30 protein-coding genes are annotated in these 24,279 nt (G+C 43.8%); 20 read left to right on the forward strand and 10 right to left on the reverse strand.

Features of this window, described 5'->3' with window-relative positions; all coding sequences use genetic code 11:
• Positions 1-21: 21 nt before the first annotated feature.
• Genes C2757_RS01455 through C2757_RS01470 form a run of 4 tightly spaced genes read right to left on the reverse strand, consistent with a single transcriptional unit; the run spans position 22 to position 2,424 of the window.
• Positions 22-201, reverse strand: a complete 180-nt coding sequence (locus C2757_RS01455) for a Trm112 family protein (RefSeq protein WP_215375213.1) — start codon at positions 199-201, stop codon at positions 22-24.
• Positions 202-221: 20 nt separating this feature from the next.
• Entirely contained in the window at positions 222-1,304 is a 1,083-nt protein-coding gene (gene lpxK, locus C2757_RS01460) for a tetraacyldisaccharide 4'-kinase (RefSeq protein ID WP_215375215.1), read from the reverse strand.
• A 20-nt stretch (positions 1,305-1,324) separates the two neighbouring features.
• Positions 1,325-1,792, reverse strand: coding sequence for a biopolymer transporter ExbD (locus C2757_RS01465; RefSeq protein ID WP_215375218.1), 468 nt, complete (start codon positions 1,790-1,792; stop codon positions 1,325-1,327).
• Positions 1,792-2,424 (reverse strand): MotA/TolQ/ExbB proton channel family protein, encoded by a 633-nt coding sequence (locus tag C2757_RS01470; protein ID WP_215375220.1) that lies wholly within the window; start codon positions 2,422-2,424, stop codon positions 1,792-1,794. Before C2757_RS01470 ends, C2757_RS01465 begins: the two co-directional genes overlap by 1 nt.
• A 313-nt stretch (positions 2,425-2,737) precedes the next feature.
• Between C2757_RS01470 and xseA the strand changes: the two genes are divergently transcribed.
• The 3 genes from xseA to C2757_RS01485 are packed head-to-tail and all read left to right on the forward strand — an operon-like array spanning position 2,738 to position 4,523.
• Entirely contained in the window at positions 2,738-3,964 is a 1,227-nt protein-coding gene (xseA, locus tag C2757_RS01475; protein WP_215375223.1) for an exodeoxyribonuclease VII large subunit, read from the forward strand.
• Between the two features lie 56 nt (positions 3,965-4,020).
• Positions 4,021-4,263 carry a type II toxin-antitoxin system Phd/YefM family antitoxin gene (locus C2757_RS01480; protein WP_215375226.1) on the forward strand — a complete coding sequence of 81 codons (243 nt, stop codon included), beginning with the start codon at positions 4,021-4,023 and terminating at the stop codon, positions 4,261-4,263.
• Positions 4,260-4,523: a Txe/YoeB family addiction module toxin gene (locus C2757_RS01485; RefSeq protein ID WP_215376754.1), complete on the forward strand. Its 264-nt coding sequence runs from the start codon at positions 4,260-4,262 to the stop codon at positions 4,521-4,523. Before C2757_RS01480 ends, C2757_RS01485 begins: the two co-directional genes overlap by 4 nt.
• 3 nt (positions 4,524-4,526) lie before the next feature.
• Here C2757_RS01485 and murB read toward each other — a convergent pair whose 3' ends face one another.
• Positions 4,527-5,564, reverse strand: a complete 1,038-nt coding sequence (murB, locus tag C2757_RS01490; RefSeq protein WP_215375229.1) for a UDP-N-acetylmuramate dehydrogenase — start codon at positions 5,562-5,564, stop codon at positions 4,527-4,529.
• A 90-nt stretch (positions 5,565-5,654) separates the two neighbouring features.
• Between murB and C2757_RS01495 the strand changes: the two genes are divergently transcribed.
• From C2757_RS01495 to C2757_RS01540, 10 genes are all read left to right on the forward strand, one after another.
• A complete protein-coding gene (locus C2757_RS01495) occupies positions 5,655-6,140 on the forward strand; it encodes a YajQ family cyclic di-GMP-binding protein (protein WP_215375232.1) in 486 nt (161 codons plus the stop codon).
• A gap of 67 nt (positions 6,141-6,207) precedes the next feature.
• On the forward strand, positions 6,208-6,510 hold the full coding sequence (locus C2757_RS01500) for a BrnT family toxin (protein ID WP_215375235.1): 303 nt from the start codon (positions 6,208-6,210) through the stop codon (positions 6,508-6,510).
• The gene (locus C2757_RS01505) at positions 6,494-6,766 is read left to right on the forward strand and encodes a BrnA antitoxin family protein (protein ID WP_215375237.1); all 273 of its coding nucleotides are present in this window, start codon (positions 6,494-6,496) and stop codon (positions 6,764-6,766) included. Before C2757_RS01500 ends, C2757_RS01505 begins: the two co-directional genes overlap by 17 nt.
• A 29-nt stretch (positions 6,767-6,795) precedes the next feature.
• Positions 6,796-7,728 (forward strand): site-specific tyrosine recombinase XerD, encoded by a 933-nt coding sequence (gene xerD / locus C2757_RS01510; RefSeq protein WP_215375240.1) that lies wholly within the window; start codon positions 6,796-6,798, stop codon positions 7,726-7,728.
• A 40-nt stretch (positions 7,729-7,768) separates the two neighbouring features.
• A complete protein-coding gene (plsY, locus tag C2757_RS01515; protein WP_215375243.1) occupies positions 7,769-8,404 on the forward strand; it encodes a glycerol-3-phosphate 1-O-acyltransferase PlsY in 636 nt (211 codons plus the stop codon).
• A 1-nt stretch (position 8,405) separates the two neighbouring features.
• The gene (locus C2757_RS01520; RefSeq protein ID WP_215375245.1) at positions 8,406-8,777 is read left to right on the forward strand and encodes an MAPEG family protein; all 372 of its coding nucleotides are present in this window, start codon (positions 8,406-8,408) and stop codon (positions 8,775-8,777) included.
• A 32-nt stretch (positions 8,778-8,809) separates the two neighbouring features.
• Positions 8,810-9,604, forward strand: a complete 795-nt coding sequence (gene folE, locus C2757_RS01525) for a GTP cyclohydrolase I (protein WP_215375247.1) — start codon at positions 8,810-8,812, stop codon at positions 9,602-9,604.
• Between the two features lie 4 nt (positions 9,605-9,608).
• Entirely contained in the window at positions 9,609-9,824 is a 216-nt protein-coding gene (locus C2757_RS01530) for a hypothetical protein (protein WP_215375251.1), read from the forward strand.
• A gap of 193 nt (positions 9,825-10,017) precedes the next feature.
• Positions 10,018-10,326, forward strand: coding sequence for a high-potential iron-sulfur protein (locus C2757_RS01535; protein ID WP_215375254.1), 309 nt, complete (start codon positions 10,018-10,020; stop codon positions 10,324-10,326).
• Between the two features lie 137 nt (positions 10,327-10,463).
• The gene (locus C2757_RS01540) at positions 10,464-11,006 is read left to right on the forward strand and encodes an HPP family protein (protein ID WP_215375256.1); all 543 of its coding nucleotides are present in this window, start codon (positions 10,464-10,466) and stop codon (positions 11,004-11,006) included.
• Between the two features lie 27 nt (positions 11,007-11,033).
• Here the strand turns inward: C2757_RS01540 and C2757_RS01545 are convergent, their stop codons facing one another.
• Complete coding sequence (locus C2757_RS01545; RefSeq protein ID WP_215375259.1) at positions 11,034-11,174, reverse strand: hypothetical protein; 141 nt, start codon at positions 11,172-11,174, stop codon at positions 11,034-11,036.
• A gap of 190 nt (positions 11,175-11,364) precedes the next feature.
• Between C2757_RS01545 and C2757_RS01550 the strand changes: the two genes are divergently transcribed.
• From C2757_RS01550 to galE, 5 genes are read left to right on the forward strand one after another with little or no spacing between them, the layout of a single operon-like run.
• Positions 11,365-12,852 (forward strand): mannose-1-phosphate guanylyltransferase/mannose-6-phosphate isomerase, encoded by a 1,488-nt coding sequence (locus C2757_RS01550; protein WP_215375262.1) that lies wholly within the window; start codon positions 11,365-11,367, stop codon positions 12,850-12,852.
• Between the two features lie 35 nt (positions 12,853-12,887).
• Positions 12,888-14,015 (forward strand): GDP-mannose 4,6-dehydratase, encoded by a 1,128-nt coding sequence (gmd, locus tag C2757_RS01555; RefSeq protein ID WP_215375265.1) that lies wholly within the window; start codon positions 12,888-12,890, stop codon positions 14,013-14,015.
• Complete coding sequence (locus tag C2757_RS01560) at positions 14,015-14,989, forward strand: GDP-L-fucose synthase (protein WP_215375268.1); 975 nt, start codon at positions 14,015-14,017, stop codon at positions 14,987-14,989. Before gmd ends, C2757_RS01560 begins: the two co-directional genes overlap by 1 nt.
• 8 nt (positions 14,990-14,997) lie before the next feature.
• Positions 14,998-16,053: a hypothetical protein gene (locus C2757_RS01565; protein ID WP_215375272.1), complete on the forward strand. Its 1,056-nt coding sequence runs from the start codon at positions 14,998-15,000 to the stop codon at positions 16,051-16,053.
• Between the two features lie 5 nt (positions 16,054-16,058).
• Positions 16,059-17,057 (forward strand): UDP-glucose 4-epimerase GalE, encoded by a 999-nt coding sequence (gene galE, locus C2757_RS01570; RefSeq protein WP_215375275.1) that lies wholly within the window; start codon positions 16,059-16,061, stop codon positions 17,055-17,057.
• 24 nt (positions 17,058-17,081) lie between these two features.
• Here galE and C2757_RS01575 read toward each other — a convergent pair whose 3' ends face one another.
• Genes C2757_RS01575 through C2757_RS01585 form a run of 3 tightly spaced genes read right to left on the reverse strand, consistent with a single transcriptional unit; the run spans position 17,082 to position 20,512 of the window.
• Entirely contained in the window at positions 17,082-18,248 is a 1,167-nt protein-coding gene (locus tag C2757_RS01575; protein WP_256438127.1) for a glycosyltransferase family 4 protein, read from the reverse strand.
• Entirely contained in the window at positions 18,223-19,512 is a 1,290-nt protein-coding gene (locus C2757_RS01580) for a lipopolysaccharide biosynthesis protein (protein WP_215375281.1), read from the reverse strand. Before C2757_RS01580 ends, C2757_RS01575 begins: the two co-directional genes overlap by 26 nt.
• Before the next feature lies 1 nt (position 19,513).
• On the reverse strand, positions 19,514-20,512 hold the full coding sequence (locus tag C2757_RS01585; protein ID WP_215375283.1) for a glycosyltransferase family 2 protein: 999 nt from the start codon (positions 20,510-20,512) through the stop codon (positions 19,514-19,516).
• 188 nt (positions 20,513-20,700) lie between these two features.
• On the opposite strand from C2757_RS01585, the gene C2757_RS01590 reads away from it, so the two are divergent.
• Complete coding sequence (locus C2757_RS01590; RefSeq protein WP_215375285.1) at positions 20,701-21,732, forward strand: glycosyltransferase family 9 protein; 1,032 nt, start codon at positions 20,701-20,703, stop codon at positions 21,730-21,732.
• Positions 21,729-22,823, forward strand: a complete 1,095-nt coding sequence (locus C2757_RS01595) for a glycosyltransferase (RefSeq protein WP_215375287.1) — start codon at positions 21,729-21,731, stop codon at positions 22,821-22,823. Before C2757_RS01590 ends, C2757_RS01595 begins: the two co-directional genes overlap by 4 nt.
• Here C2757_RS01595 and C2757_RS01600 read toward each other — a convergent pair.
• Positions 22,820-24,127 (reverse strand): exopolysaccharide biosynthesis polyprenyl glycosylphosphotransferase, encoded by a 1,308-nt coding sequence (locus C2757_RS01600; protein WP_215375289.1) that lies wholly within the window; start codon positions 24,125-24,127, stop codon positions 22,820-22,822. The genes C2757_RS01595 and C2757_RS01600 overlap by 4 nt on opposite strands.
• Positions 24,128-24,279: the final 152 nt, after the last annotated feature.

The raw sequence follows: 24,279 nt of genomic DNA on the forward strand, positions 1-24,279 counted from the left end.
CGTTATTTGAAGAGGAATGGCTTAAAGAAATTCGTCAGCACTAAGGGTTCGTGCTTCATCTACCAGCATCACAGGCACATCATCCCGAATCGGATACGCCAGGCGATCAGCCTTGCAGATGAGTTCATGCTTGCTGGCGTCTAAGTGCAAAGGACTTTTGCACAAAGGGCACACTAAAATTTCGAGTAGGCGTTTATCCATGATTTTCTAAGTTTAGTGCTTTATAAGTTATAGCTACGGGGATCTGGTCTTTGCAAAATCGATTGCATCCAGTCTATCAAGTTATCCGGAAGATTGAGAGTCATCGGTACCACCCAAATCCGCTCATCGGTAATAGCGGCACATTTCACAGCATCTTTTTCGGTAATAAGGATGCATTGGGCATTCATTTCGGCAAAAAACTCTGGTGTATACGTGGCATGGTCTGCGAGCGGAATGCGTTTTCCTGTAATGCCCTGTTTTTGAAGGGCATTAAAAAAGCGCTGCGGATTGCCAAGCGCGGCAACGGAAGTGATTTTGGCTGGCAGAAATTCAGCTGCAATCTGCTCAAACGTTTGTGTATTGCTTGGGTTGATCAGTTGATAAGGAGTACCCAAGTTGCCTAGCAGGGTAAAAGCACGCCGTCCTTCAAAGTATTCATCCAGTAAGCCGCTTTTATTGCCACCAGTGGACTCGGTCATTAGAGTCGCATCTCGGCCACGCTGAGCAGGCTCACGTAGTGGTCCTGCAGGCAAGAGAAAGCCGTTGCCTTCACCACGACCATCACGCACGACAAACTCAATATCGCGGCCACCTTCGCGTGCTGGCCAACGCACTAAGCCACTATGTTGCAAACCATCATCACTAATGATGACATTCACTTCAGGTGAGTGTCTCAATAAAGACTTAATGCTTTGCTGACGTTTTGGAAAAACCCAAATCGGAAATTGATCATCGGTTCGTTTGGCAATTAAAACAGGCTCATCGCCAACTTGCTGCGGATCAGAATTGCTATGCACTTGCGTCGGATGAATGAGTGCAGAGCCATAACCCCTGCTAATGATTCCAGGCTTCCAACCAAGTTGCGCTAAGCGCTGTGCTAATGCAATCACAATCGGAGTTTTGCCGGTGCCACCAACGCGAATATTACCCACGATGATGATAGGCACAAGTGCGGCTTGATTATGAGTGAGGCCTAAGTCATTAATCAGCTTGCGTATGCGCAGAACTGAACCATAAAGCCAAGATAGTGGCCAAAGCAGCAGGGCGGTAGGCCCACGTCTTTCCCAAAACTTCGGAGCTTTACGGAAAAAGGTGCGTGCCATGATGAAAAATTTCTCTATGCTTATTTTTGAGTTTGGCTGCTAAACACAATATTGGAGAGATTGGCATCACGCGCAGCCTCTAGAGCACTCATGACGGCCTGATGGGGTGCTCTCGCATCAGCATCGATGTTCACTTGCAAGGTATTAGCACCTTCTTTTGAGGCCCCACTTTGATTGGCTAGCTGGGTTAATGCGCTACTCAATTGGCTACGGTCTGTGACCTTGCCATTGATCGCAAAGCGACCATCACGACTTACTGCAATATGCACTTGTTTGTTATCCGCCTGACTTTGACTGCCGTTTGCAGTTGGTAAGGTGATAGCTAGTTCTTGATAGCGTGTAAAAGTAGTAGAGATCATGAGGAAGATCAGTACGACTAACAACACATCAATAAATGGAATGAGATTGATTTCTGGCTCAGGTGCAGCTTCTGGGGTGCGAAGTGAAAAACCACCTCTGGATGAAGAGTGCAAAGTGAACCTGCTCACTACTTTGCATCCCTTGAGTACAGTTTTTTAAACAACTGACGGGTGAATTCTTCACACTCGCGTTGACGTTGATTAGCAATGGCTCTTAAGCCACGCCATGCAGCGAGTGCAGGAATCGCAATGAGTAATCCAAAGGCAGTGTTGTACAGCGCTACTGAAATACCATGAGCTAATTGTTGGGGGCTACCAGCGCCATTGATCGCCCCTTGACTACCAAAGATTTCGATCATGCCAACAACAGTGCCAAATAAACCCAATAAGGGAGCGATTGTTGCAATCGTTGCTAGCGCACCTAGGTACCGGTCTAACTTGAACCAAGTCGTTTGCGCGACCGCTTGGAGTTCTTCTAGCGCCGCTTCAGCGTTGTTACCAGCAAGTTTCTCTTTGAGAACACATGCAAGCAGAGGGCTAGCAGGAGAGAGTTGAGCAAGCGCGCTAATTTGTGCATCTGTTGGTTTATTTTCTTTAAGCAATTGATTGCAAAGGCTAAAAGCAGTTTCTAGACAATTTTTTGGGAAAATATGGATTTGTCGCAAATACCAGCTACGTTCCAAAACAATGGCTAGGCCAACAATCGAAATGATTAAAAGAGGCCAAATCGGCCAACCAGCGGATAGTAAGATGGAGTACATAAGCTCAGTACTTTAGCTGAATTAAAAAGCGGGTTTCAGAAGATAAGCTGTGGATAACTCTGTGCAAAACTTTTTCAAGATGGGGTGCTAAGTCCTTGATTGCTGGTAAAAGGGATCGGAAGGGGTAAGTAGGCCTCTAATCTGGCCACCAAATTTACCGATATAAATCAATTGCTTGTAATTTATTTGTTGGATTTATGAGACGTTTTGGGTCAGTAATTACTTACTTGTGGAGACTGAGTCCTAAAAGAATGGCTTGCTGTGGATATTTATTGGCGTCTGAGCTAGATGCCCTTGTGGATAAAGAGAAAAAATGACCGAAATATCAAGGGAAATACTCACTGTTGGCGATCTCAACCGCGCCATTGCTGGTTCTTTGGAGGATCGTTTTGATACTGTTTGGGTTAGCGGGGAGATTTCGAACTTTAAGGCCTACGACAGTGGGCACTGGTATTTCTCATTGAAGGACGAGGAAGGTCAAATTCGCTGTGTGATGTTTCGGGGTCGCAATGGCCAGGTCGGTTTTATGCCCCAATCAGGTGATTTGGTGGAAGTCAGTGCCAGCCTCGGAATGTACGTTCCTCGGGGTGACATCCAGCTCACCATTCAAACTTTACGACGCGCTGGCATGGGTGGCTTATATGAAGCTTTCTTGAAACTCAAAGCCAAGTTAGCCAAAGAGGGTTTGTTTGATGAAGACCGTAAACGAGAGATTCCAACGCATCCCCGCTCGATTGGCATTATTACTTCGCCACAAGCGGCTGCATTAAAGGATGTCTTATCTACTCTCGCAAGACGCGCGCCACATATTCCGATTGTGATCTATCCAACCTTGGTGCAGGGTCCCGATGCACCTGCAGGAATTATTGCCGCACTCAAAGCAGCTGAAAAGGAAAATGCAGTCGATGTGATTTTGTTAGTACGAGGTGGTGGCAGCATTGAAGATCTTTGGGCATTTAATGATGAACAACTGGCTTATGCGATTGCAAACTCCCCTATTCCAGTAGTGAGTGGCGTCGGACATGAGACCGATTTCACAATCGCCGATTTTGTTGCCGACCTGCGAGCCCCAACCCCAACGGGTGCGGCAGAGCTAGCAGCACCCAGAAAAGATCAGCTTCTCCAAGAATTAGATGCGATCAAGCAAGCATTGCTACAACGAGTGAATCAACGGGTAGAGCGTGAAGCGCAAACCTTAGATCAGCTTGCACTCAGATTAAGTCATGCTTTACCCAATCCTGATCGGATGCGTGAACAAATTACGAGTTGGCAGCAACGTCTGAATCAAGCATGGTCTGTTCGCATGGAAAACTGGAAGCGTAATCAAACCCATTACCAATCCCAATTAGAGATTCTCAATCCACAACGAACACTTGAGCGTGGCTACGCAGTTATTTTGAGTAAACATCAACAAGAAGGCAAAGAGCAATTACACGCAGTGCGCAAGCCAGGTGAACTCAATACAGATCAAGGATTTGAAGTGCGCTTGGCTAAAGGAGAGGTGCAGGTACGTTTCTCAGAGGTGGTTGTGAATAGCTAAAATCTAAACTTGACAAAACGTACGTTTTTACGTACTATTTGAATCTGGAGGAATTTATGACGACATTAACTGCAAGTGAGGCTAGGGCGGGCCTATATCGCCTCATTGATCAGGCTGCAGAATCACATAAACCTGTGGTGATTTCTGGAAAGCGGGCTAACGCCGTCCTGATTTCAGAGGAAGACTGGAGCGCAATTCAGGAAACCCTTTATTTAATGGCTATCCCTGGCATGAGAGAGTCCATCAAAGATGCTATGGCTGAGCCGCTCGCTAAGAGTAAAAGGGTATTGAAATGGTGACTTGGAATTTAGTATTTTCCAAGTACGCTTTAAAAGATGCTAAAAAATTATCTGCTGCCGGATTAAGGGATAAGGCACAAAATTTACTTGATATTTTGGAAGTTGATCCACTGCAAAATCCACCCCCTTACGAGAAATTAGTCGGCGATCTCAAGGGCGCGTATTCACGGCGCATTAATATTCAACATCGCTTAGTTTACGAAGTCTTTCGTAAAGAAAAAACAGTTCGAATATTAAGGATGTGGACTCATTACGATTAATACCTATAAGATATTAGGCTCTATTTCTAGGCTCACACCAAACTCATTGCGTACTTTATCTTGAATGCATTTAGCAAGACCTAAAATATCTTGTGCAGTGCCATTGCCATGGTTGACTAATACTAGGGCTTGTTTTTCATAAACACCGACTTCACCCATCCGCTGGCCTTTAAAGCCGCATTGATCAATCAGCCAGCCCGCAGCTAACTTGCGCTTACCAGGTACATCGGGATAGGACACCAGCCCCATATATTTCTTAAGCAAGGTCTCGTATTGCTCATTGGGGACGATAGGGTTCTGAAAGAAGCTACCGGCATTACCAATCAGTTTGGGATCGGGTAATTTATGCGTACGAATTTTGCACACCGCTAGGAAAACTGCTTCGGCAGTCGGAGTGGGTTTGCCTTCAAAGTATTTTGCTAAATCAGCGTAATGAATTTTGGCTTGCCAGGCTTTAGGAATTTTAAATACGACTTTAGTAACAATAAAGCGTTGGGGATTTTTCTTAAAGTAGCTATCCCGATAAGCAAATTGACAATCTTCTTTGCTCAAAGAGATAAAGGCATTTACCTTGCTATCAAAGGCTTCAATGCTGTGTATATAGTCGGCTATCTCAACACCATAGGCACCGATATTCTGGATGGGTGCGGCGCCAACGGTGCCTGGGATGAGTGCAAGATTCTCAAGGCCAGGTAGATTGTTTTCTAGTGTCCAAGCAACAAACTCATGCCAGTTCACTCCACCACCTACTAAAACAACTGTGGCATTTTGATCGGAACTCACAATCTCTTGCCCGATGATGTTCATGAGCAGGGTTACACCAGGCAATACTGTGGGCAAAATTACATTACTGCCGCCGCCTAGTACTCGCCATGCTGAATTTTGCGTCAGGATCTCCCCCATCACCGCCGGAATTTGCTCGGGCGCGCTAATGTCGTAGGCAAGCTCAGCAGTCGCATCCAGACCAAAGGTGTTACGACCCTTTAAGCCCAAATGGGGCGTCAATTTTGCTGGTGCAGGCGCATTGGGGGTGGAGTTCATGCCACAATCTTATTCGAATGTCTGCCAAATCCGCAGATAATTGCCAGAATATGCAAGAGATGACTCGTAGAAATTAACCAGGAGTAAGAAATGCCCTCATTTGACGTAGTTTGTGAACCCGATATGGTTGAGCTCAAAAATGCGATTGAGCAGTCTAATAAAGAAATCACCAATCGTTTTGACTTCAAAGGTTCTGATAGCCGTGTAGAGCAAAAAGATGAAGCGCTCATTCTGTATGGTGATGATGATTTCAAATTGGGCCAAGTGCGCGATGTGCTGATTAACAAAATGGCAAAGCGCAATGTGGACGTGCGTTATCTTAAAGATGACAAAACGGAAACCATTGGTGGTGATAAGCGCAAGCAAACCATGAAGATTCAAAAAGGGATTACTTCAGAGTTGTCTAAAAAAGTTGTGCGCATCATTAAAGATAGCAAGATTAAAGTACAAGCCAGTATTCAAGGTGATGCTGTGCGTGTGACAGGTGGCAAACGGGACGACTTGCAAGAAACCATGGCACTTCTGAAAAAAGAAGTGACCGAAGCGCCCTTGGGCTTTAATAATTTCCGTGATTAATGGTTTTGTTGGTATCGCAATAACCATTTGCGCTTTAAGAGAATGTATATTATGATAATATACATAAATGATAGACTTTGATCGCGTTACTGGGTTTCAGTGGGATACGGGTAATGCTTATAAGAGTACTGAAAAGCATTCTGTAGCTCAGGGCGAGGCTGAGGAAATTTTTTTTAATCAGCCTCTATTGATTGCGGGAGATGAAAAACATAGTTCAGACGAGAGGCGCTACCTCGCGCTTGGCATAACAACGCTTGGAAGGCTGCTCTCGGTGGTGTTTACCTTGCGCAAGCAGGAGACTCTTATCCGGGTAGTTTCTGCAAGACCAATGAGTAAAAAAGAAAGGGCATTTTATGAAAAAGCCTGCTAAGACAATTCCAAAGTTTAAGAATGAGAAGGAGGAGCGCTCCTTTTGGGAAAAGAATGACGCTGCGGACTATTTTGATTTATCAAAAGCTACTCACGTCACCATGCCCAATCTTAAGCCAACTACTGCTTCAATTTCTCTGCGTCTTTCGCAAAGTTTTTTGGAGAATATTAAATTACAGGCAAATAAGTTGGACGTGCCCTACCAATCATTAATGAAGATTTGGCTAGCTGAAAAACTGGAAGAGGTCACTAAGTGAATTCCAGAATGCTCGATCTCTAGCGAACTATGGCAGCTTCTATGGATGCCGAAGCGCAAATAGCCCCAGCAAGCCAAGAGGCGATTGAACGCTTTTGTGATGCCTGCTGGCTAGAGGATGGTCTAGCGCAGAATAGTTTGGCGGCATACCGAAGAGACTTACTGCTATTAGCGCAGTGGCTCTACAAAAATCATCAAACTGATTTATACGCTGTTACCGAAAAAGACCTCACTGCCTACATTGCACATCGTAGGGCTGATAAAGCCACCACTGCTAATCGACGCCTCACCGTGTTTAAGCGTTTTTATCGTCACGCTTTGCGTATTAATTTAGTCAAGAGTGATCCATGTATTGGATTACGTGCCGCTAAGCAGGCACTGCGCTTTCCGAAAACCTTAAGTGAGGATCAGGTCACCGCTTTACTCAATGCCCCTGATATTGAAACCCCATTGGGATTACGTGATCGCACGATGTTAGAACTCATGTATGCCAGCGGTCTACGTGTTTCAGAAATTGTTTCTCTTAAAACGGTAGCGCTTGGATTAAATGAGGGTGTAGTGCGTGTCGTGAATGGCAAAGGTGGTAAAGAGCGACTCGTCCCATTTGGCGGCGAAGCAGGGCAGTGGCTGCGCAGGTATTTAGCAGAGGCCAGAACACCGCTGCTTGAGGGAAAAACGACTGATGCGGTATTTGTGGGGCGCCATACCGGTACGGGCTTAACGAGACAAGCATTCTGGGCCTTAATAAAGCGTTACGCCACCCTAGCCAACATCCCAGTTGCCTTATCACCCCATACTTTGCGCCATGCCTTTGCAACCCATTTGCTGAACCATGGTGCAGATTTAAGGGTAGTACAGCTATTGTTGGGGCATGCCGACATCTCAACTACCCAGATCTATACCCATGTGGCTAGAGAGCGCCTCAAATCAATTCATCAGCAACACCATCCCCGTGGCACTTAAAACGTAAATCCCTTACGCAATAAGTGATTAAGATAGCACCATGACTTTTGATCTCGATATCTTGCTCATCCCGATTGCCTATGTGATCGGCTCAATCTCATTTGCGGTGGTGGTCAGTAAGTGCATGCGTTTACCAGACCCTCACACCTATGGCTCTGGTAATCCAGGCGCAACCAATGTATTGCGCACTGGTAATAAATTGGCTGCAGTGCTCACTTTGATGGGCGATGCTCTGAAAGGTTATTTTGCAGTGATGCTAGCCAGAGTACTTTTAGGTGATCAGTCTTTAACTTCCACACTGAGCTCTTGGATTTTATGTGGTGTCGTGCTTGCAGTATTCTTAGGTCACCTCTTTCCGATCTTTCATGGCTTTAAGGGCGGTAAGGGCGTAGCAACTGCTTGCGGCATTCTGTTTGGCGTCAATGTTATTTTGGGACTCGCCACCCTTGGCACTTGGATCATTGTTGCCGTCTTTATGCGTTACTCCTCTTTAGCTGCATTGGCTGCTGCCATCTTTGGCCCCATCTACTTTGTATTTTTGTTTGGCTTTCAGCCCATGGGCATTGCCCTATTGGTAGTTTGTCTATTACTCATTTGGCGACATCGCAGCAATATTCGTAATTTAATGAATGGCACCGAGAGTCGCATCGGTACTAAAAAAGATCTGAAAGCCTAATATGACTATCGCCTACGCTTGTGTCCTCTTCATGGGATTATTTCCTTATGTGGCTGCAGGAATTGCCAAAAAAGGTTTTGATAACTATGACAACAGCATGCCAAGGCAGTGGCTTGCTAAACAAACGGGGTTTAGAGCGAGAGCCAATGCTGCCCAAGCTAATCTCTTTGAATCACTCCCACTCTTTTTTGCTGCAGTGATTATTGCCAGCATGAGCCATGCGCCACAAGCCAGAATAGATTTATTGGCCCTGGGCTTTGTAGCAGCCCGCATTGCGTATTTAGTTTGTTATATTGCCAATTGGCCAACCACGCGATCGATTGTTTGGTTGGCTGGGCTTGCCTGCGTAGTCGCTCTTTTCTTCCAGATTTAAAATCCAAAATAATTCAATACAAAGACAAACTCATGACGACGCCGACAAAAAAAGTAGCCAGCAAGAAGACTCCTGCGAAAAAGGTAGCGGCTAAGAAGGTCGCCGTAAAGAAAGCCCCTGCAAGAAAAACGTCAGTAAAAAAAGAAGATGGTGGCTTGCCTCTATCAGTGGTGATTCGTCGCCGCATTCAGGCGCAAAAAGCCCGCTTTCATGCCAATGACAATATCTCGCAATTTATTCAACCCGGTGAGTTAGAGGGCTTGATGGAGGAGGTGGCCCAGAAGATGGAGGCTGTCTTAGAAAGCTTGGTGATTGATACGCAAAGTGATCACAACACCAGAAATACTAGCCGCCGTGTAGCCAAGATGTATGTACAAGAAGTGTTTAATGGCCGCTATGTAGAGCAGCCTACCCTAACCAAGTTTCCAAATGTAAGCCGTTTAAATGAGCTGATGATCATTGGCCCAATTACGGTTCGTAGCGCGTGTTCTCATCATCTATGCCCCATCATGGGCCGCATCTGGATTGGGGTTTTGCCAAGCAAGGCCTCAGCTCTGATTGGTTTATCAAAGTACTCCAGGCTGACAGAGTGGGTGATGTGCAGACCACAGATTCAAGAAGAAGCCGTAGTTGAGTTGGCGGACATGCTGGAGAAAAAAATTAAGCCGATTGGTGTGGCCATTGTGATGGATGCTGATCACTTCTGTATGCAGTGGCGCGGTGTTAAAGACCGCGACTCAAAGATGGTGAACAGTGTGATGAGAGGCGCATTCCTAAAGGACTCCAATTTGCGTCGTGAGTTTTTATCTTTATTGGAAAAGCGTTAATTTGATGCGAATGTGTGTTGAAAAATCTCTTGTTGCGGTATTGAGCTTAGGCCTTGTCGCATGTGGTGGCTTTCCGACAACACATCCAGATGCAGCTAAAAATACTCCAGCCAACTACAAGGCAGACCTTAAAGATTGTGCGCAATCCTACCCAGAGACCCCCGATGGTGTTTATCTCAAGCAGCGTATTACCTGTATGAAGCTAAAGGGCTGGCAATAAGGCGCTTGACCGGAGATTTTGGGTAACTGTATTGGGATTATTTGCTTGAGAACAATTCTCAACTATAAATCTATATAAATCAGATACTTAGACTATCTGTAGCAAGTCAAATTCTTCTCCACTATGATCTCCCTTAGCTTTATAGGTGCATATCAGTTGCACGCCATCCACTGTTTTATTTTTTGGAGAATCCATGAAAAATAGTCGTCGCCAATTTATGATTTTGTCCGCTGCTGGTGCTTGCACCTTGGCTCTGAACGGTAAAGTTCAAGCCCAAGCAATGGTTGCTGAAACTGATCCACAAGCTGCTGCATTGGGTTACAAAGCAGATGCTTCCAAAGTAGATAAAGCCAAGTTTCCTAAGTACGCTGCTGGCCAACAATGTTCTAACTGTGCTTTGTTCCAAGGTAAGGCAGATGCTGCTGCTGGTGGTTGTGCCTTGTTTGCTGGTAAGCAAGTTGCTGCTAAAGGCTGGTGCTCTGCATACGCTAAGAAGGCTTAAAAAACTTTCACTTCAAGCAGCCAAATGTTTCAGTATTTGGCAAATTAAAAAGACTGCTGGCTTACACCATGCAGTCTTTTTTCTTTTAACACCTTCAATCTCATAAAAAATCAAAGTACTAGTCAAGAAGAGTTTGCATGAAATATTCATTGAGTGATCTGATAAGACATTACGCCTTTTACCTAGGCGGAGACCAGCCCCAAGTATCTTGGGCGGAACGCTTACGTTCAGTGTGTGGTGCATTCTTGGGTCTTGCGTTTGTATTCATGACGGCTAAGTTTTTAGGTGAGCGCAGTGGCATTGATGAATGGTTGATGGCTTCTTTGGGCGCCAGTGCTCTGTTGGTGTTTGCTTTACCAGGTAGCCCGATGGCTCAGCCATGGGCGGTAATTGCTGGAAACACTCTATCTGCTTTGATTGGCATCACCAGTCTTCATCTGATTGGCGAACCATTGCTCGCTATGCCGGTTGCGGCAGCGCTATCGATAATGGGAATGTTTATCCTACGTTGCTTACACCCACCCGCAGCGGCTGTTGCTCTCATCGTAGTTTTAGGTGGGATTGGCCACTACCGCTATGCTTTTTTTCCGGTCATGGTCGACTCTATTTTGCTGATATTGGCTGGGGCGGCCTACAGTAATTTGACAGGTAAGCCTTACCCCAATAAACCCCCTAAATAGGGTGCTCATTACAGCCCTCAGGCTAATTTATTGAATCTTGCTGGCTGCAATCGAAACGATGCAGTCTTTAATGCCGTAATTCTGAAATTTTCCTGCATTTTCCTTGCGCACAGACTGTCCGCATTCAGTTACTGAATTACGCAGCTTAATTTTCGGGATATTGCTCATTTGAAGGCTCCTTAAATTCGTTTTAGTTTTTACCGATAACTAGGCGCTATTTTGCGCCTGTAGGCTATCAATGGGGATTTTAATTAATTCCAAGGGTTTGCCAAATAGGGGCAATAAACCCTATAAAATCGAGTTTTCTTATAAAAAAGCAGATTAATTGCTTTGAACCATTTATGGCTCTAGTTATTCTATGACTTTAATTGTTCCAGTCATTTTGTGCGGTGGATCTGGCACTAGGCTCTGGCCTTTGTCCCGCTCGGGCTTTCCAAAGCAATTTCTAGTTCTCTCAGGGGATGGCTCATCACAAAGTCTTTTTCAACAGGCCGTTGGCAGAATAAATTCTGTAGCAAACTCCACAATCACTTTAGGCAATACCTTGGTCGTCACCAATGAGGACCATCGCTTTTTAGTCTTAGACCAGTTGCGTGAGATGAAATCGGTGCAGGCCACTTTATTGCTTGAACCAATTGGCAGAAATACAGCGCCTGCTCTTAGTCTGGCAGCATTTTCTGCGCAGCAATTGGCTAAAGATCAAAAACAAGATCAAGATCCGATTTTAGTGATCACTCCAGCAGATCAAACTATTCAAAATCTCGCAGCCTTTACAAAAGCTTTGCGAGATTGCATTGCAACTGTTGAGAATTGTGAGAAAACAATTGCGATTTTAGGTATTACACCCACTGCACCAGAAACAGGTTACGGCTATATTCAACGCACGGCTAGCAAAGATCAGCACAATGCGTATAGTGTTGAGCGCTTTGTAGAAAAACCTGATCTGATCAAAGCCCAAGAGTATTTAGCCGATGGCAGCTATTTGTGGAATAGCGGCATGTTTGTTTTAAGGGCCAGCACTTGGTTGGCAGCTTTACAAGAATTTCGTCCGGATATTTTTGAAGCTTCCCAAAAGGCATGGCTAAGTAAATCCGAAGACAGTGCAGATGGCGTAGGGTTTGTACGCCCAGGCAAGGATACATTTAAGGCTATTCCCAGTGAGTCGATTGACTATGCTGTGATCGAGAAGTGTCCGGGATCAAGTTTCCCGATCAAGATGGTTGAACTAGATGCGGGCTGGAATGATCTCGGTGCTTGGGATGCGGTATGGCAGGTTGGTAAGCAAGATCAAGATGGCAATGTTACTAGCGGCGATACCTTGCTAACCAATGCTAAAAATTCTTTAGTGCATGCCAGCAGTCGTCTAGTTAGCGCAGTGGGTATTGAGAATTTAGTGATCGTTGAAACTGCAGATGCCGTATTAGTAGCTGATCGCAGCAATAGTCAGGATGTTAAAAATATCGTCGCACAATTAGATGCTCAAAAGCGGGAGGAAAAAAATCTGCACCGCAAAGTGGCAAGACCTTGGGGCTGGTATGACAGCGTGGATGAGGGAGATCGCTTTAAGGTGAAGCGCATTCAGGTAAAGCCTGGCGCAAGTCTGTCATTGCAGATGCATCACCATAGAGCAGAACATTGGATTGTGGTGAAGGGTGTCGCAGAAATTACTAACGGTGATCAAGTTATCACGCTAAATGAGAATCAGAGTACATTTATTCCCCAGGGGCAAACCCATCGATTGGCTAATCGCGGCACAGAACCCCTAGAGATTATTGAAGTGCAATCCGGCAGTTACCTGGGTGAGGACGACATTGTGCGTTTCGAAGATACCTACGGCAGAAATTGATTAATATGATTCAATATTTAGAAGAGTAAATCGTTATGTCCAAGCAAAAAGTCGCGCTTATTACTGGCATTACTGGCCAGGATGGTTCATACCTTGCCGAGTTCTTATTGGAAAAGGGCTACATCGTTCATGGTATTAAGCGTCGCGCCTCTTCTTTTAATACCGAGCGTATTGATCATATTTACCAAGACCCTCATATTGATCATCAAGATCTGATTTTGCATTATGGTGACTTAACCGACACCAGTAACTTAGTGCGCATCATTCAAGAGTGCCAGCCCGATGAGATTTATAACTTGGGTGCTCAGTCTCACGTAGCAGTGTCTTTCGAATCCCCTGAATACACGGCTGACGTTGATGCGATGGGACCGCTGCGGATGTTAGAAGCTATTCGGATATTGGGATTAGAGAAGAAGACCCGTTTTTATCAAGCATCCACTTCTGAGCTATATGGTTTGGTGCAAGAGATTCCACAAAAAGAGACGACACCGTTTTATCCCAGAAGTCCCTATGCGGTAGCGAAGATGTACGCGTATTGGATCACTGTGAACTATCGCGAAGCTTATGGAATTTATGCCTGTAATGGCATTCTGTTTAACCATGAGTCTAAGCGCCGTGGCGAAACCTTTGTCACCAGAAAGGTTACTCGTGGCCTAGCGAATATTGCCCAAGGTCTAGAAAAGTGCCTGTATATGGGTAATATCGATGCCCTGCGTGACTGGGGTCATGCAAAAGATTATGTCCGCATGCAATGGCTCATGCTTCAACAAGAACAGCCAGAGGATTTTGTGATTGCGACTGGTGTGCAGTTCACCGTGCGTGAATTTATTACCCGTAGCGCAAAACAGTTGGGCATTACCCTCAAATTTGAGGGTAATGCAGAAAACGAAAAAGCTGTCGTTGCGGCAATTGAAGGTGATAAAGCCCCAGCATTAAAGGTGGGTGATGTGATTGTGCAAATTGATTCGCGCTACTACCGTCCTACTGAAGTGGAAACCCTCTTGGGCGATCCAACGAAAGCTAAGCAAAAACTGGGCTGGGTTCCGGAAATTACTCTCGATCAAATGATTGTAGAAATGGTTGCGAACGATCTTGATAAGGCTAAGCAACATGCTTTATTGCTCATGCACGGACACAGCGTTTCAGTTGGCACTGAAAAGTAATGACCTTAGATCTCCATCAAAAGATTTATGTAGCAGGCCATCGTGGAATGGTAGGCTCTGCCATTGTTAGAAATTTAGTAACGCAGGGATATACCAATATTGTTACGAGAACCCATGCTGAGTTAGATTTATGTAATCAAGCGGAAGTTAAAGCATTTTTTGAACAAGAAAAGCCTGACCAGGTCTATCTAGCTGCAGCTAAAGTTGGCGGCATCTATGCAAACAATACTTTTCCAGCAGAGTTTATCTATGGAAATCTGATGGTGCAAAACAATGTCATTCATCAGGCCTTTATCAGTGGTGTCAAAAAACTATTGTTTCTAGGTTCAAGCTGTATTTATCCGCAATTGGCCGCTCAGCCAATGAGTGAGGATGCTTTGCTAACCGGCAAGTTGGAGCCAACGAATGAGCCCTATGCCATTGCTAAAATTGCGGGTATCAAAATGTGTGAGAGCTATAACCGGCAATATGGCCAGTCTCATGGCATTGATTACCGTAGCGTAATGCCAACCAATTTGTATGGCTCAGGCGATAACTACCATCCCGAGAATAGCCACGTCATCCCTGCATTAATTAGAAGATTTCATGAGGCAAAAGTTACAAATGCACCAGAAGTATTAATCTGGGGAACAGGAAATCCTAAGCGAGAGTTTCTGTATGTAGATGACATGGCTGCTGCTTCAGTATTTGTGATGGATCTGACTAAAGAGATCTATGATCAACATACGTCGCCGATGCAAAGTCATATCAATGTAGGCTTTGGATCGGATGTCACGATTTCTGAATTGGCAACTGCAGTTGCAAAAGCCACGAGCTATTCTGGGAGAATTGGTTTTGATTCCTCTAAGCCTGATGGCGCCCCAAGAAAGTGGATGGACTCATCACGCTTAAACCGTTTGGGATGGAAAGCCACGATTGGTTTGAGTGCTGGTTTAGAAAAAGCTTATGCCGATTTTCTAAAAAACACAGCCTAGAGAATCCCTTGAAAATAGGATTTCATACCAATAGCTTATCGTTTCGGGGTACTGAGATTGCCGTTTTTGATTACGCTTTCCATAATCAAGCACTACTAAATAATGATTCGATTATTTTTTATAAAGCAAGCAGTCACAGCGAGTCTGAGGTTGTAGATAAGTTTAAAAAACATTTCAAGCTCATTCCTTACGAGAGCATCGATCAGCTATCGAAACTGGCAGAACAAGAAAAACTCGATCTAATGTATTTCATTAAGTCGGGAGAGCGCGATGGCGATATCATTACTAGCGTACCTTGTGCGATTCATGTTGTATTTCCAACCAAGCTAGAAGAGTTCCATGGTGATAAGTTAGGTTTTGTCTCCGAGTGGCTCGCCAAAGAGCATTCCAATGCACAGCTTCCTTTTGTGCCGCATATGATTGATTTACCCGATATAGAAGGCGATCTACGGCAAGAGTTGAATATTCCAAAAGAAGCTACTGTTCTGGCTTGCTATGGCGGTCAAGATAGTTTTAACTTACGCTTTGTGCAAGAGGCAATCGTTAAAGTAGTAGAAAAAAGAAAAGATCTATTTTTTCTATTTATGAACATCACGCCATTTGCGGAACATGAAAGACTGCGCTTTTTGCCGGGCTGTACCCAAATGGATTACAAGATGCGTTTCATCAATACGGCTGATGGCATGATCCATGGGCGAGGAATAGGCGAGAGCTTTGGCTTGGCATGCGGAGAGTTTTCTATCAAGAATAAACCCGTGATGACCTACGCCTTATCTCCTCAGCGAAGTCATATTGAGATCTTGGGAGATAAAGCCCTGCTCTACAAAGGTCCAAAAGACCTAGAGATGATGCTATTAGCATTTAATCAAAATGTGCAGCATGAGCGTAACTGGGATGCTTATAGTGAACATTTTTTACCAGAACCCGTAATGAAGAAATTCAAAGAAGTCTTTTTAACGGGCCCCAAAATAGATCTGAGTCTCAGTGCTATGGATCGACTGGCAATTCAAGGCTATCGCTTTAAAAGAAAACTGCGCAATCTTACTAAAAAACTGTATCTATAAAGACTATGAATATTTTGCTTACTGGGGGTTTAGGATTTATTGGCAGCCACACTGCTGTTGTACTTGCTCAGCAGGGGCATCAAGTAGTCATACTAGATAACCTCTGTAATAGCCAAATGGAAGTTTTAGCTAATCTTGAGTCAATTACAGGTAAAAAATTGCGCTTCTACGAGGCCGACATCCGGGAAGGGCTGGCGCTTAGGAAAATCCTTTCGGATAATCAGATTGAGGCCGTGATGCATTTTGCTGGTCTAAAGTCAGTTGCTGAGTCCGCCCAGGACCCCTTGAAGTATTACGACAATAATGTCTGCGGAACGATCAATTTAATTGAGGCGATGCAAGCTGAGAAAATCAATAAATTCATTTTTAGTTCTAGCGCCACCGTCTATGGTGTGCCACAGTATTTGCCTTATGACGAAGATCACCCTTTAGAGCCTATTAATACTTATGGAAAAACCAAACTACAGGTTGAGGAAATACTACAAGACTTGGTGAAGTCTGATCCGAGTTGGTCAGTAGTTGCCTTGCGCTACTTTAATCCGGTAGGAGCCCATGAATCTGGACTCATTGGCGAGTCTCCAAAGGGGGTTCCTAATAATTTGATGCCCTATATTTGTCAGGTTGCCAGCGGAAAATTGCCTCATCTTAATATCTTTGGCGATGACTATGAAACCAAAGACGGCACTGGTGAGCGTGACTATATTCATGTGATGGATCTCGCAGAAGGCCATGTAGCAGCGCTCAATTTTGTCAATCAGCATCCTGGTTTTCATGCAATCAATTTGGGGACTGGTGTTTCGTATAGTGTCTACGACCTAATTGGCGCCTTTGAACAAGCGGCTAACTCCACGATTGTTAGGAAAGTACAGCCGCGCCGTAGCGGCGATTTAGCCATCTATTACGCTAAAGCAGATAAGGCCAAAAATCTCTTGGGCTGGCAAGCTAAACGTGATTTACAGGTAATGTGCAAGAGCGGCTGGAATTTTCATAAACAGAAGAGTTAGCTAGTAGTAAAAACTAAGTCAGTGCTATTTATTTAGAATACTCAGAATTGGTTGCAATACCTCTGACCATTGGTAGGCTTTGGATTTCTTGATTGCAAGATCCCGCATATCTCTTTTTGCATCGGGCGCAAGCGAAAAGAAGTATTTCAGACCTCGTGCAATATCAGCACTTGTTCTTTCTACAAAAATGCCATCTTGACCATTAGTGACGTAGTCTTCTAACCCACCTACTTTGGTGCACAGAACGGGGAGGCCGCATGCGAGTGCCTCGATACCTACCAGACCAAAAGATTCGTATTCAGTAGGCAAAACAAATAGGTCGGAAGCTTGAAAAAGTCTTACTAGTTCTGCTCCATGGACGCCTGGTATGGCTGAAACAACAGACTCTAAACCCAAACCCCTTGCTTTGGATAAAAGCTCTGAGGAGTCATCGCGACCGACTACAAGATAATGAAATTTAACCCCGTTTTGCTCAATCAACTTGAGTGCTTCCAGAACAATAAGACAGCCTTTGCGCTTAATTTCATTCGTCACCGTGAGAAAGATGACGGCATCTTCAGGAAAGCCGATTGAATTACGAATTTCTGTTTTGGAGCCATCCGCTGGATAAAAGATGGAAGAATCAACGCCATGCGGTACAACATGGATTCGATTCTTTGCTGGAGGATAAAAACAATCAATCTCTGATTTTGTCCTCTTCGATGGCACCAAGATCTGTGATTGATTCCTCAAAAAAATACTTGCTTCACAAAAGATATAAAACCAGTGCTTAGGATTAAGGAGCCATTTAAAAGAGCCTCGTTTCAATCGTTCAAATTGGGCTGCTATATGACAGCTACCCGCCATCACCAAATCTGCGGTAAACAGCGCGCAGGGCGCACTGATAATGCGACTTTTTAACTTATTTGCTAGCTTGGCCTGCCGTCCTGCTTGCAGCATCCAGTGAGCCGTATGAAACATATCCCAGAGCAGGTGATTGGATTTCTGGATTCGAATGGTATGCACTTTGCTACATAGTGGGCGAAGTGAATCATCTATCTCTGAGCAGATGACCTGAATCTGGTAATTGTTGTTGAAGAGAAACTTCAATACCTCAGCCATAACGCGCTCAACCCCACCTGTATATCCAATCGAGGGATAGACTATCGTGACATCACTTGTTGCGCTATGGTGCTGTGTGGAGTCGCTCATAAATGCCCTGTTTTAGAATGAGGGAGTAGGACAGTATCAAAAAAATACTGACTGCAACGATGCTAGCCATAAATATACCTATATAGCCATATAAAGCAGTGAGCCACCCAGATAAGAAAATTTTCAAAGCAATAATGCTGATTAACCAAGGGCCCAATCTCACAGAGACCATTGGAAATTGCAAAAAGATCTGCATCAATGTCGTCGATAGCGTTAAGAAAAGTAACAGGCCAGATAGTACAAAGACTATTGGATAATCTATCTCAATATGCCCCCATAGCATTGACAAAGATTGACCCCAGCTAAAAAAGACGGCGGAGTATAGAAACCCAACTCCTAAAAAAATGAGATAGGCAGCGTTTATTTTTTTAGTGGCAAGTCTTTTATCAACACTCTCGACCTGCACAACAAAGCCGGCGATTACAGGAGTCAGAGCTGCGGCCAGTAGGCCCACCCCCAAGAGTTGAAAACGGGAAATAATATTTACTTTTGCGATATCTTGGGGCTCAAGAAAAAAACCAGACAGATAAACATCCGAGCCAATCAGCATGGTCATGCCGATTTGAACAACCCATAAAATCCAGCCTTCCTTACACAGGGTAAGCCCAATTGATTTGAGTTGAGCCCAATGATTTTTTGCCGTGAAGTAAATTTCTGAAAACTGCCATCTGGTGGTGGATAGATATAGTTTTGTAACCAGTGGGATGTAGATCAAGCACGTGATAAAAAAACAAAATACGAGGCTTGTCAAGCTCCAATTAAAAAAATACGCCAGGGCGTAAATAATAATTTGTATGATCGAACGTAAAGTCTCAATCAGACCAACGATCGCAGTATGAAGGTGCGCAAGTAAAGCCTGAGCTGAAACGGTCCCCAAGATTGTGGCAGAGGAGCAAAAAATTGCGAGATTACGAAGTCGCTCTTCTTCGGTTGAATTTCCAAAAATAAAGCTGTATCCAAATATGCCAAATATAACTACGACGAGAACAAAAATTGTCATCAGTAAGGCGGCTGTATAGAGTAGTCTTTGTTGTTGTGACTTTTCAGTTTGAATATGTCTTCCAATTCGAACTCGCATGGCACTAATGTATCCAAAATCTTGGCTGGTAATCAGCGAGTAGATTGCAAAGAGCCATGCCCACAATCCAAAGTCTTCAATATTGAGAAGGCGCCCAAGTAAGAAAATATTGAGAAAGCTAGCAGCAAGTCCGCTTACTCTGGCTAAGAGATTGGCGGAGGCGCCATGAAGTAATGCTTTAGACATCTTAGTTACGAATTCTATTCATGCCGGCAATGATGACTTTTTTTGCTAGGGCGTACGGTAACAGAGCTACGGCAATCATCCACGCGATATAAAGAAGGCGTTTTTTTAGTGAGAAGCCTGGCCAGTAGAAGATTGAACTAAATCCATCTTTTAAGCATTGAATCCTAGAGTCTTTTGGAATCGGATGATCCTGTGGCGCGACTCGTAATGAGATTAACCGCAGTTTGATTTGAGCAGGCATTGCATACTGAGGCGGTTCAGAAACCAAATCTACTTTGGATAAGGCTTCATATACTAAATTTTGGGTCTTCACAGCCAGTTCAACCGCCTTTGATGGAATGGAAGGGCTATTGTTCATAACAAAGGTATTCACAGGTTGGGTTTTGTGATGAATTCGATAAAACCCACCGTAACGCTTTAGGCTATGAACTTTCCCGCTGAAAGGAGCTACCAAAGCGGGCAATGTATCTGCGCCTATTTTCCAGTCATGTTTGGCCATTGGAAAAAAATTGATTAACGCTGATCTTCTATAAGCATTTCCGCTTCCAGGAGGGCTAGCGTAATTACCAAATTTTTTGATGATGGGTCGCACATCACCGTCATGGAGCGTTTCAGGAAAGAGGCTGCCAATCTGATTGCTGTCATCATCTATTAAGGCAAGCCGCCATTGCACTTTAGTAATTGCTCGATCTTTGAAAACGTCCACAATCTCTTTGATTGTATTGGGCAGCAAAAGATCATCGGAATCCAGAAAAATAAGGATTTCTCCACGAGCCTCCTTAAAGCCGGTATTGTAGGCGCTGCCTTGTCCTCCATTGGCTTGAGAGATAACCCGAATTTGGCCCTTAAAAGACTCGGCTAGTTTGATTGATTGGTCTATTGAGCCATCATCAACCAAAATAATCTCGACATCAGGGTAGGATTGGGAAATGGCGCTTTGAATGCACTCTGCAAGAAAGCGTTCATAGTTATAGTTATTAATTAAAACAGAGACCAGCATTCAATGGTTCCGGATTGAGTTGGATAAGCTGTACAAATTCATTTTACGTGAAGTCAATGTGATTGGGCCCTTTAAATCACTATACTGATTAATAATCATTATTAAAGTATTGCAAGATAAAATAGGGCTTTAAGGGTAATTTGATTTGGCTAGTTTTACGGCTTTTTGAATAATGGACTGAATTTATCATGAAGATCACGCTTGTAAAGCTCGGTGGAATTGGCGATATCGTTCAGCTTGCCATTGCCCTCTTTGCTTTTAAGAAAAAGTTTCCGGCTGTCAAGGTAAGTTGGATCACTAGTCAGTCAAATGCAGCGCTGATTGAAGCTTTTGAAATTGCTGATCAAGTTATTGCCATTGACGACAAAAAAATATTTTTTGGCAATCCCCTGAATAGGGTAATCCATTTATTTTTGGCTGCATTGAAAATTACTAAACTTTCTTATAGTAATCAAAAAATTGTTACAGCTTATGTTGATTGGCGATATCGCTTGCTTACGGCATGCATGTTTTGGATTCCAAGTATTGACTTTCCACAAAAACAATTTAACCCCATGCTGCAATCGAGAAATCGCATTTATGAATACTGGCGGCTTTTACATTCATCTAATGCATATCCTGAGACGGATTTGAATGTTGCAAAAGCTACACTAGATTTTGGGCATTCATTTATATCAGAATATGAACCTCTACAGAATTTATCTGGACTTGATAAAAATACTTATGTTGTTTTGGTCCCAGGAGGAGCAAAAAATATACTTCGAGACGATGGCTTGCGAAGATGGCCAATTTCTCATTATGTAGAACTGGCTAAAAAATTAATTGAGCAGAACGAGACAGTGCTTATCGCTGGCGGTCCAGAAGACCAGTGGGTTAGAGATGATTTTATGGGTTTACCCGTCGTTGACTTAGTTGGTAAAACATCCCTCTTAGAGCTTATTCATTTATTAAATGACTCTAAATTGACGGTAGTGCATGACACAGGACCTATGCATCTAGCATGTTTAACTCAAGCGCCTATGATTGCTTTATTTGGCCCTACGCCAATGAATGCCATATTACCTTTAGGTAGAACTAGAACCGTTGGGATTCAGTTGGGCAATCAAGTTGCCTGCTCACCTTGTTACGATGGAAAAAACTATGCAGATTGTCATGATGCTGTTTGTATGAAATCGATTAGCGTCGATTCTGTCATGCAATCTATTAGAGAGTTGATTTGAAGGTTGCGATCGTTCATTACTGGTTAGTAAACATGCGGGGCGGGGAAAAAGTGCTCGAAGCGCTTTGCGAACTCTATCCCGATGCCGATATTTATACTCATGTTTATGATTCAAGTGCCATTTCAGAAACGATTAAGCGTCATCGGATCAAAACGAGTTTCATACAAAGGCTGCCGAACGCTGTTGCCTGGTACCAAAATTACTTACCCTTGATGCCTTTAGCATTGTGTTTCTTAAATCTCAAGCAATATGATTTAGTGATCAGTGCGGAATCAGGGCCTTCTAAAGGCGTGCGGTTAAGTAAAAATGCACTTTTCATTTGCTATTGCCATTCGCCTATGCGCTATGTTTGGGATTTATTTGATGAGTACTATCGTTCAGTAGGCTTATTTAAAAAAGGGATGATGCTCTTGTGCATGAAACCCTTGCGTATTTGGGATCGCTGGACGGCCCAAAGAGTAGACCAATTTGTGGCAAATTCCACCACGGTGCAGCGCAGAATCCAAAATTGTTATGGTCGCGAATCGATTGTTATTCATCCACCGGTGGATTTAGAGGCCTTTCAGATCTCCTCCAAGGCGGATGATTACTACTTATTATTTGGTCAAGTCATTCAATACAAGCGACCTGATTTGGCAATTGAGGCATTCAATGCTTCAGGAAGAAAGCTGATTGTGGTGGGGCAGGGCAATATGCTCAAAGATTTAAAGAAAATTGCCAAATCAAATATTCAATTTATGGGACGATTGGAAGACTCCCAGATCCAAAAGTTGGTTTCCCAATGCAAGGCCCTTATATTTCCCGGCCTAGAAGATTTCGGCATTATTCCTGTTGAAGTCATGTCCTCAGGTAGGCCTGTGATTGCCTATGGGCAGGGCGGGGTGCTAGATACAGTAATGGATGGTGAAACCGGAATTTTCTTTGCAGATCAAACGGTAGCCTCTTTAAATGCAGCTATCGATCAGTATGAAAACACAGCAGATCAATTTATCCCAGAGATTATTAAAACCTCAACTGAGAAATTTTCAAAAATGCAGTTCAAGTTGAAATTTACAGACCTGGTCAAAAGTCTCCAGAGTCAGTCCCGCTAGACATGACGTCGATTTCTGGAAAAAGGCTCAATCGCAGTTAGCAGGATGATTTTAAGATCTAGAGCTAAAGACCAGTTTTCAATATAGAACAGGTCATACTCAATGCGTTGGTTTAAATCGGTATCACCCCGCAGTCCATGAATCTGTGCCCATCCCGTAATGCCCGCTTTGACTAAATGTTTTTTGGCATAGTTGGGAATCTCATTAGCAAATTGCTCGATAAATTCTATGCGTTCAGGGCGGGGGCCGACGATCGACATTTGGCCGCGGAGTACATTAAAAAATTGGGGTAGTTCATCCAGGTTGTACTTTCGTAAAAATGCTGAAAAAGAATCCACGACCTTATTCTGGGCCCCACCCCATTGCACTCCTGCTTTTTCAATATCTACTGGCATTGAGCGGAATTTCAGCATTTCAAAAGGTTTGCCGTTAAGGCCTACACGTAGTTGCCGATAAAAAATCGGACCAGGAGAATTCAGTTTTACTAGTGCCGCCAAAGTAATAAAGACTGGCGAAAACAAAATACAAAAAACAAGAGATAAGAAAAAATCTTCAATATTCTTGAGATACAAGCGATTACCCACAAATGGTGAGCTAGAGATATCAATCATAGGGACACCCGCTACCTCACTAATGCCATGATTGAGTAGGCGATGCATAAATAGATCGGGGCTAAATTTAATTTTGGCTGAACTATTCGATAAGTTTTTCAGGATCTCTTTAAATTGACCGGCTTCATCCAGGGTAAGGCAGACCCAAATTTCATCAAGTTGAAGGCGGCTTAATTCTTGTAATTGCTCTCTATCTACTCTTTTAAGATGGGTTTGGATTTTGTAGTCAGAGTAGTTATCTGCTGCAATGTATTCAATTAATCTTTGGGATGCTGCGTTTTCGCCAATAATCGCGATTGAGGTCTGCTTATAGGATTGAATCAGTTTATGCCGAATGAGGTGGCTGTAAATGAGGTCTTGCGAAATTAAGAGTACCCAAGTCAGCAATCCCCAAAGCACAAGCCACACTCGAGAAAACAATAGGCTACTTTGGGTCAGCAAAATAATCAGTAGGACCAAGGCAAAGGTTTGCCACCATTGGCGACTTAATTGTTTTAAGCGCCCAAAGCCATCGAAAAGGGGTTTAGATAGAACTCCGCCCCCAGTCAAAATAAAGATAAAGCCGCTAAATAAAATCACGATCCAATAAAACTGATTGGGAAACGGCTTATCGAAAAATCGAATATGCAGACTCCCCAGGCCCGAAAAAAGGATTAGGCCCAGACTGAGCAGGCGGTAGACTAAATTAGGCATGGGCTGGAAGGTGGCCGGTAGGGGCTATTTTCAATATCATTTTTTTGTAAATTTTATGAGGACTTTGCTAAAATCGGCCGATGGCAGCTTCAACATCAAAAAGTAATGCGAGCAATCCTTCGAATTTAAACACGAATCCTCATCCATTCGAA

This window comes from Polynucleobacter sp. MWH-Svant-W18 (assembly GCF_018687495.1).
Taxonomy (GTDB): domain Bacteria; phylum Pseudomonadota; class Gammaproteobacteria; order Burkholderiales; family Burkholderiaceae; genus Polynucleobacter.

What these genes read in the sequence shown, in the direction of transcription:
- C2757_RS01455 (WP_215375213.1), bottom strand. Translation starts at nt 201, where the DNA reads ATGGATAAACGCCTACTCGAAATTTTAGTGTGCCCTTTGTGCAAAAGT.
- lpxK (WP_215375215.1), bottom strand. Translation starts at nt 1,304, where the DNA reads ATGGCACGCACCTTTTTCCGTAAAGCTCCGAAGTTTTGGGAAAGACGT.
- C2757_RS01470 (WP_215375220.1), bottom strand. Translation starts at nt 2,424, where the DNA reads ATGTACTCCATCTTACTATCCGCTGGTTGGCCGATTTGGCCTCTTTTA.
- xseA (WP_215375223.1), top strand. Translation starts at nt 2,738, where the DNA reads ATGACCGAAATATCAAGGGAAATACTCACTGTTGGCGATCTCAACCGC.
- C2757_RS01480 (WP_215375226.1), top strand. Translation starts at nt 4,021, where the DNA reads ATGACGACATTAACTGCAAGTGAGGCTAGGGCGGGCCTATATCGCCTC.
- murB (WP_215375229.1), bottom strand. Translation starts at nt 5,564, where the DNA reads ATGAACTCCACCCCCAATGCGCCTGCACCAGCAAAATTGACGCCCCAT.
- C2757_RS01495 (WP_215375232.1), top strand. Translation starts at nt 5,655, where the DNA reads ATGCCCTCATTTGACGTAGTTTGTGAACCCGATATGGTTGAGCTCAAA.
- C2757_RS01500 (WP_215375235.1), top strand. Translation starts at nt 6,208, where the DNA reads ATGATAGACTTTGATCGCGTTACTGGGTTTCAGTGGGATACGGGTAAT.
- C2757_RS01505 (WP_215375237.1), top strand. Translation starts at nt 6,494, where the DNA reads ATGAAAAAGCCTGCTAAGACAATTCCAAAGTTTAAGAATGAGAAGGAG.
- xerD (WP_215375240.1), top strand. Translation starts at nt 6,796, where the DNA reads ATGGCAGCTTCTATGGATGCCGAAGCGCAAATAGCCCCAGCAAGCCAA.
- plsY (WP_215375243.1), top strand. Translation starts at nt 7,769, where the DNA reads ATGACTTTTGATCTCGATATCTTGCTCATCCCGATTGCCTATGTGATC.
- C2757_RS01520 (WP_215375245.1), top strand. Translation starts at nt 8,406, where the DNA reads ATGACTATCGCCTACGCTTGTGTCCTCTTCATGGGATTATTTCCTTAT.
- folE (WP_215375247.1), top strand. Translation starts at nt 8,810, where the DNA reads ATGACGACGCCGACAAAAAAAGTAGCCAGCAAGAAGACTCCTGCGAAA.
- C2757_RS01530 (WP_215375251.1), top strand. Translation starts at nt 9,609, where the DNA reads ATGCGAATGTGTGTTGAAAAATCTCTTGTTGCGGTATTGAGCTTAGGC.
- C2757_RS01535 (WP_215375254.1), top strand. Translation starts at nt 10,018, where the DNA reads ATGAAAAATAGTCGTCGCCAATTTATGATTTTGTCCGCTGCTGGTGCT.
- C2757_RS01540 (WP_215375256.1), top strand. Translation starts at nt 10,464, where the DNA reads ATGAAATATTCATTGAGTGATCTGATAAGACATTACGCCTTTTACCTA.
- C2757_RS01545 (WP_215375259.1), bottom strand. Translation starts at nt 11,174, where the DNA reads ATGAGCAATATCCCGAAAATTAAGCTGCGTAATTCAGTAACTGAATGC.
- C2757_RS01550 (WP_215375262.1), top strand. Translation starts at nt 11,365, where the DNA reads ATGACTTTAATTGTTCCAGTCATTTTGTGCGGTGGATCTGGCACTAGG.
- gmd (WP_215375265.1), top strand. Translation starts at nt 12,888, where the DNA reads ATGTCCAAGCAAAAAGTCGCGCTTATTACTGGCATTACTGGCCAGGAT.
- C2757_RS01560 (WP_215375268.1), top strand. Translation starts at nt 14,015, where the DNA reads ATGACCTTAGATCTCCATCAAAAGATTTATGTAGCAGGCCATCGTGGA.
- galE (WP_215375275.1), top strand. Translation starts at nt 16,059, where the DNA reads ATGAATATTTTGCTTACTGGGGGTTTAGGATTTATTGGCAGCCACACT.
- C2757_RS01575 (WP_256438127.1), bottom strand. Translation starts at nt 18,248, where the DNA reads ATGAGCGACTCCACACAGCACCATAGCGCAACAAGTGATGTCACGATA.
- C2757_RS01580 (WP_215375281.1), bottom strand. Translation starts at nt 19,512, where the DNA reads ATGTCTAAAGCATTACTTCATGGCGCCTCCGCCAATCTCTTAGCCAGA.
- C2757_RS01585 (WP_215375283.1), bottom strand. Translation starts at nt 20,512, where the DNA reads ATGCTGGTCTCTGTTTTAATTAATAACTATAACTATGAACGCTTTCTT.
- C2757_RS01590 (WP_215375285.1), top strand. Translation starts at nt 20,701, where the DNA reads ATGAAGATCACGCTTGTAAAGCTCGGTGGAATTGGCGATATCGTTCAG.
- C2757_RS01600 (WP_215375289.1), bottom strand. Translation starts at nt 24,127, where the DNA reads ATGCCTAATTTAGTCTACCGCCTGCTCAGTCTGGGCCTAATCCTTTTT.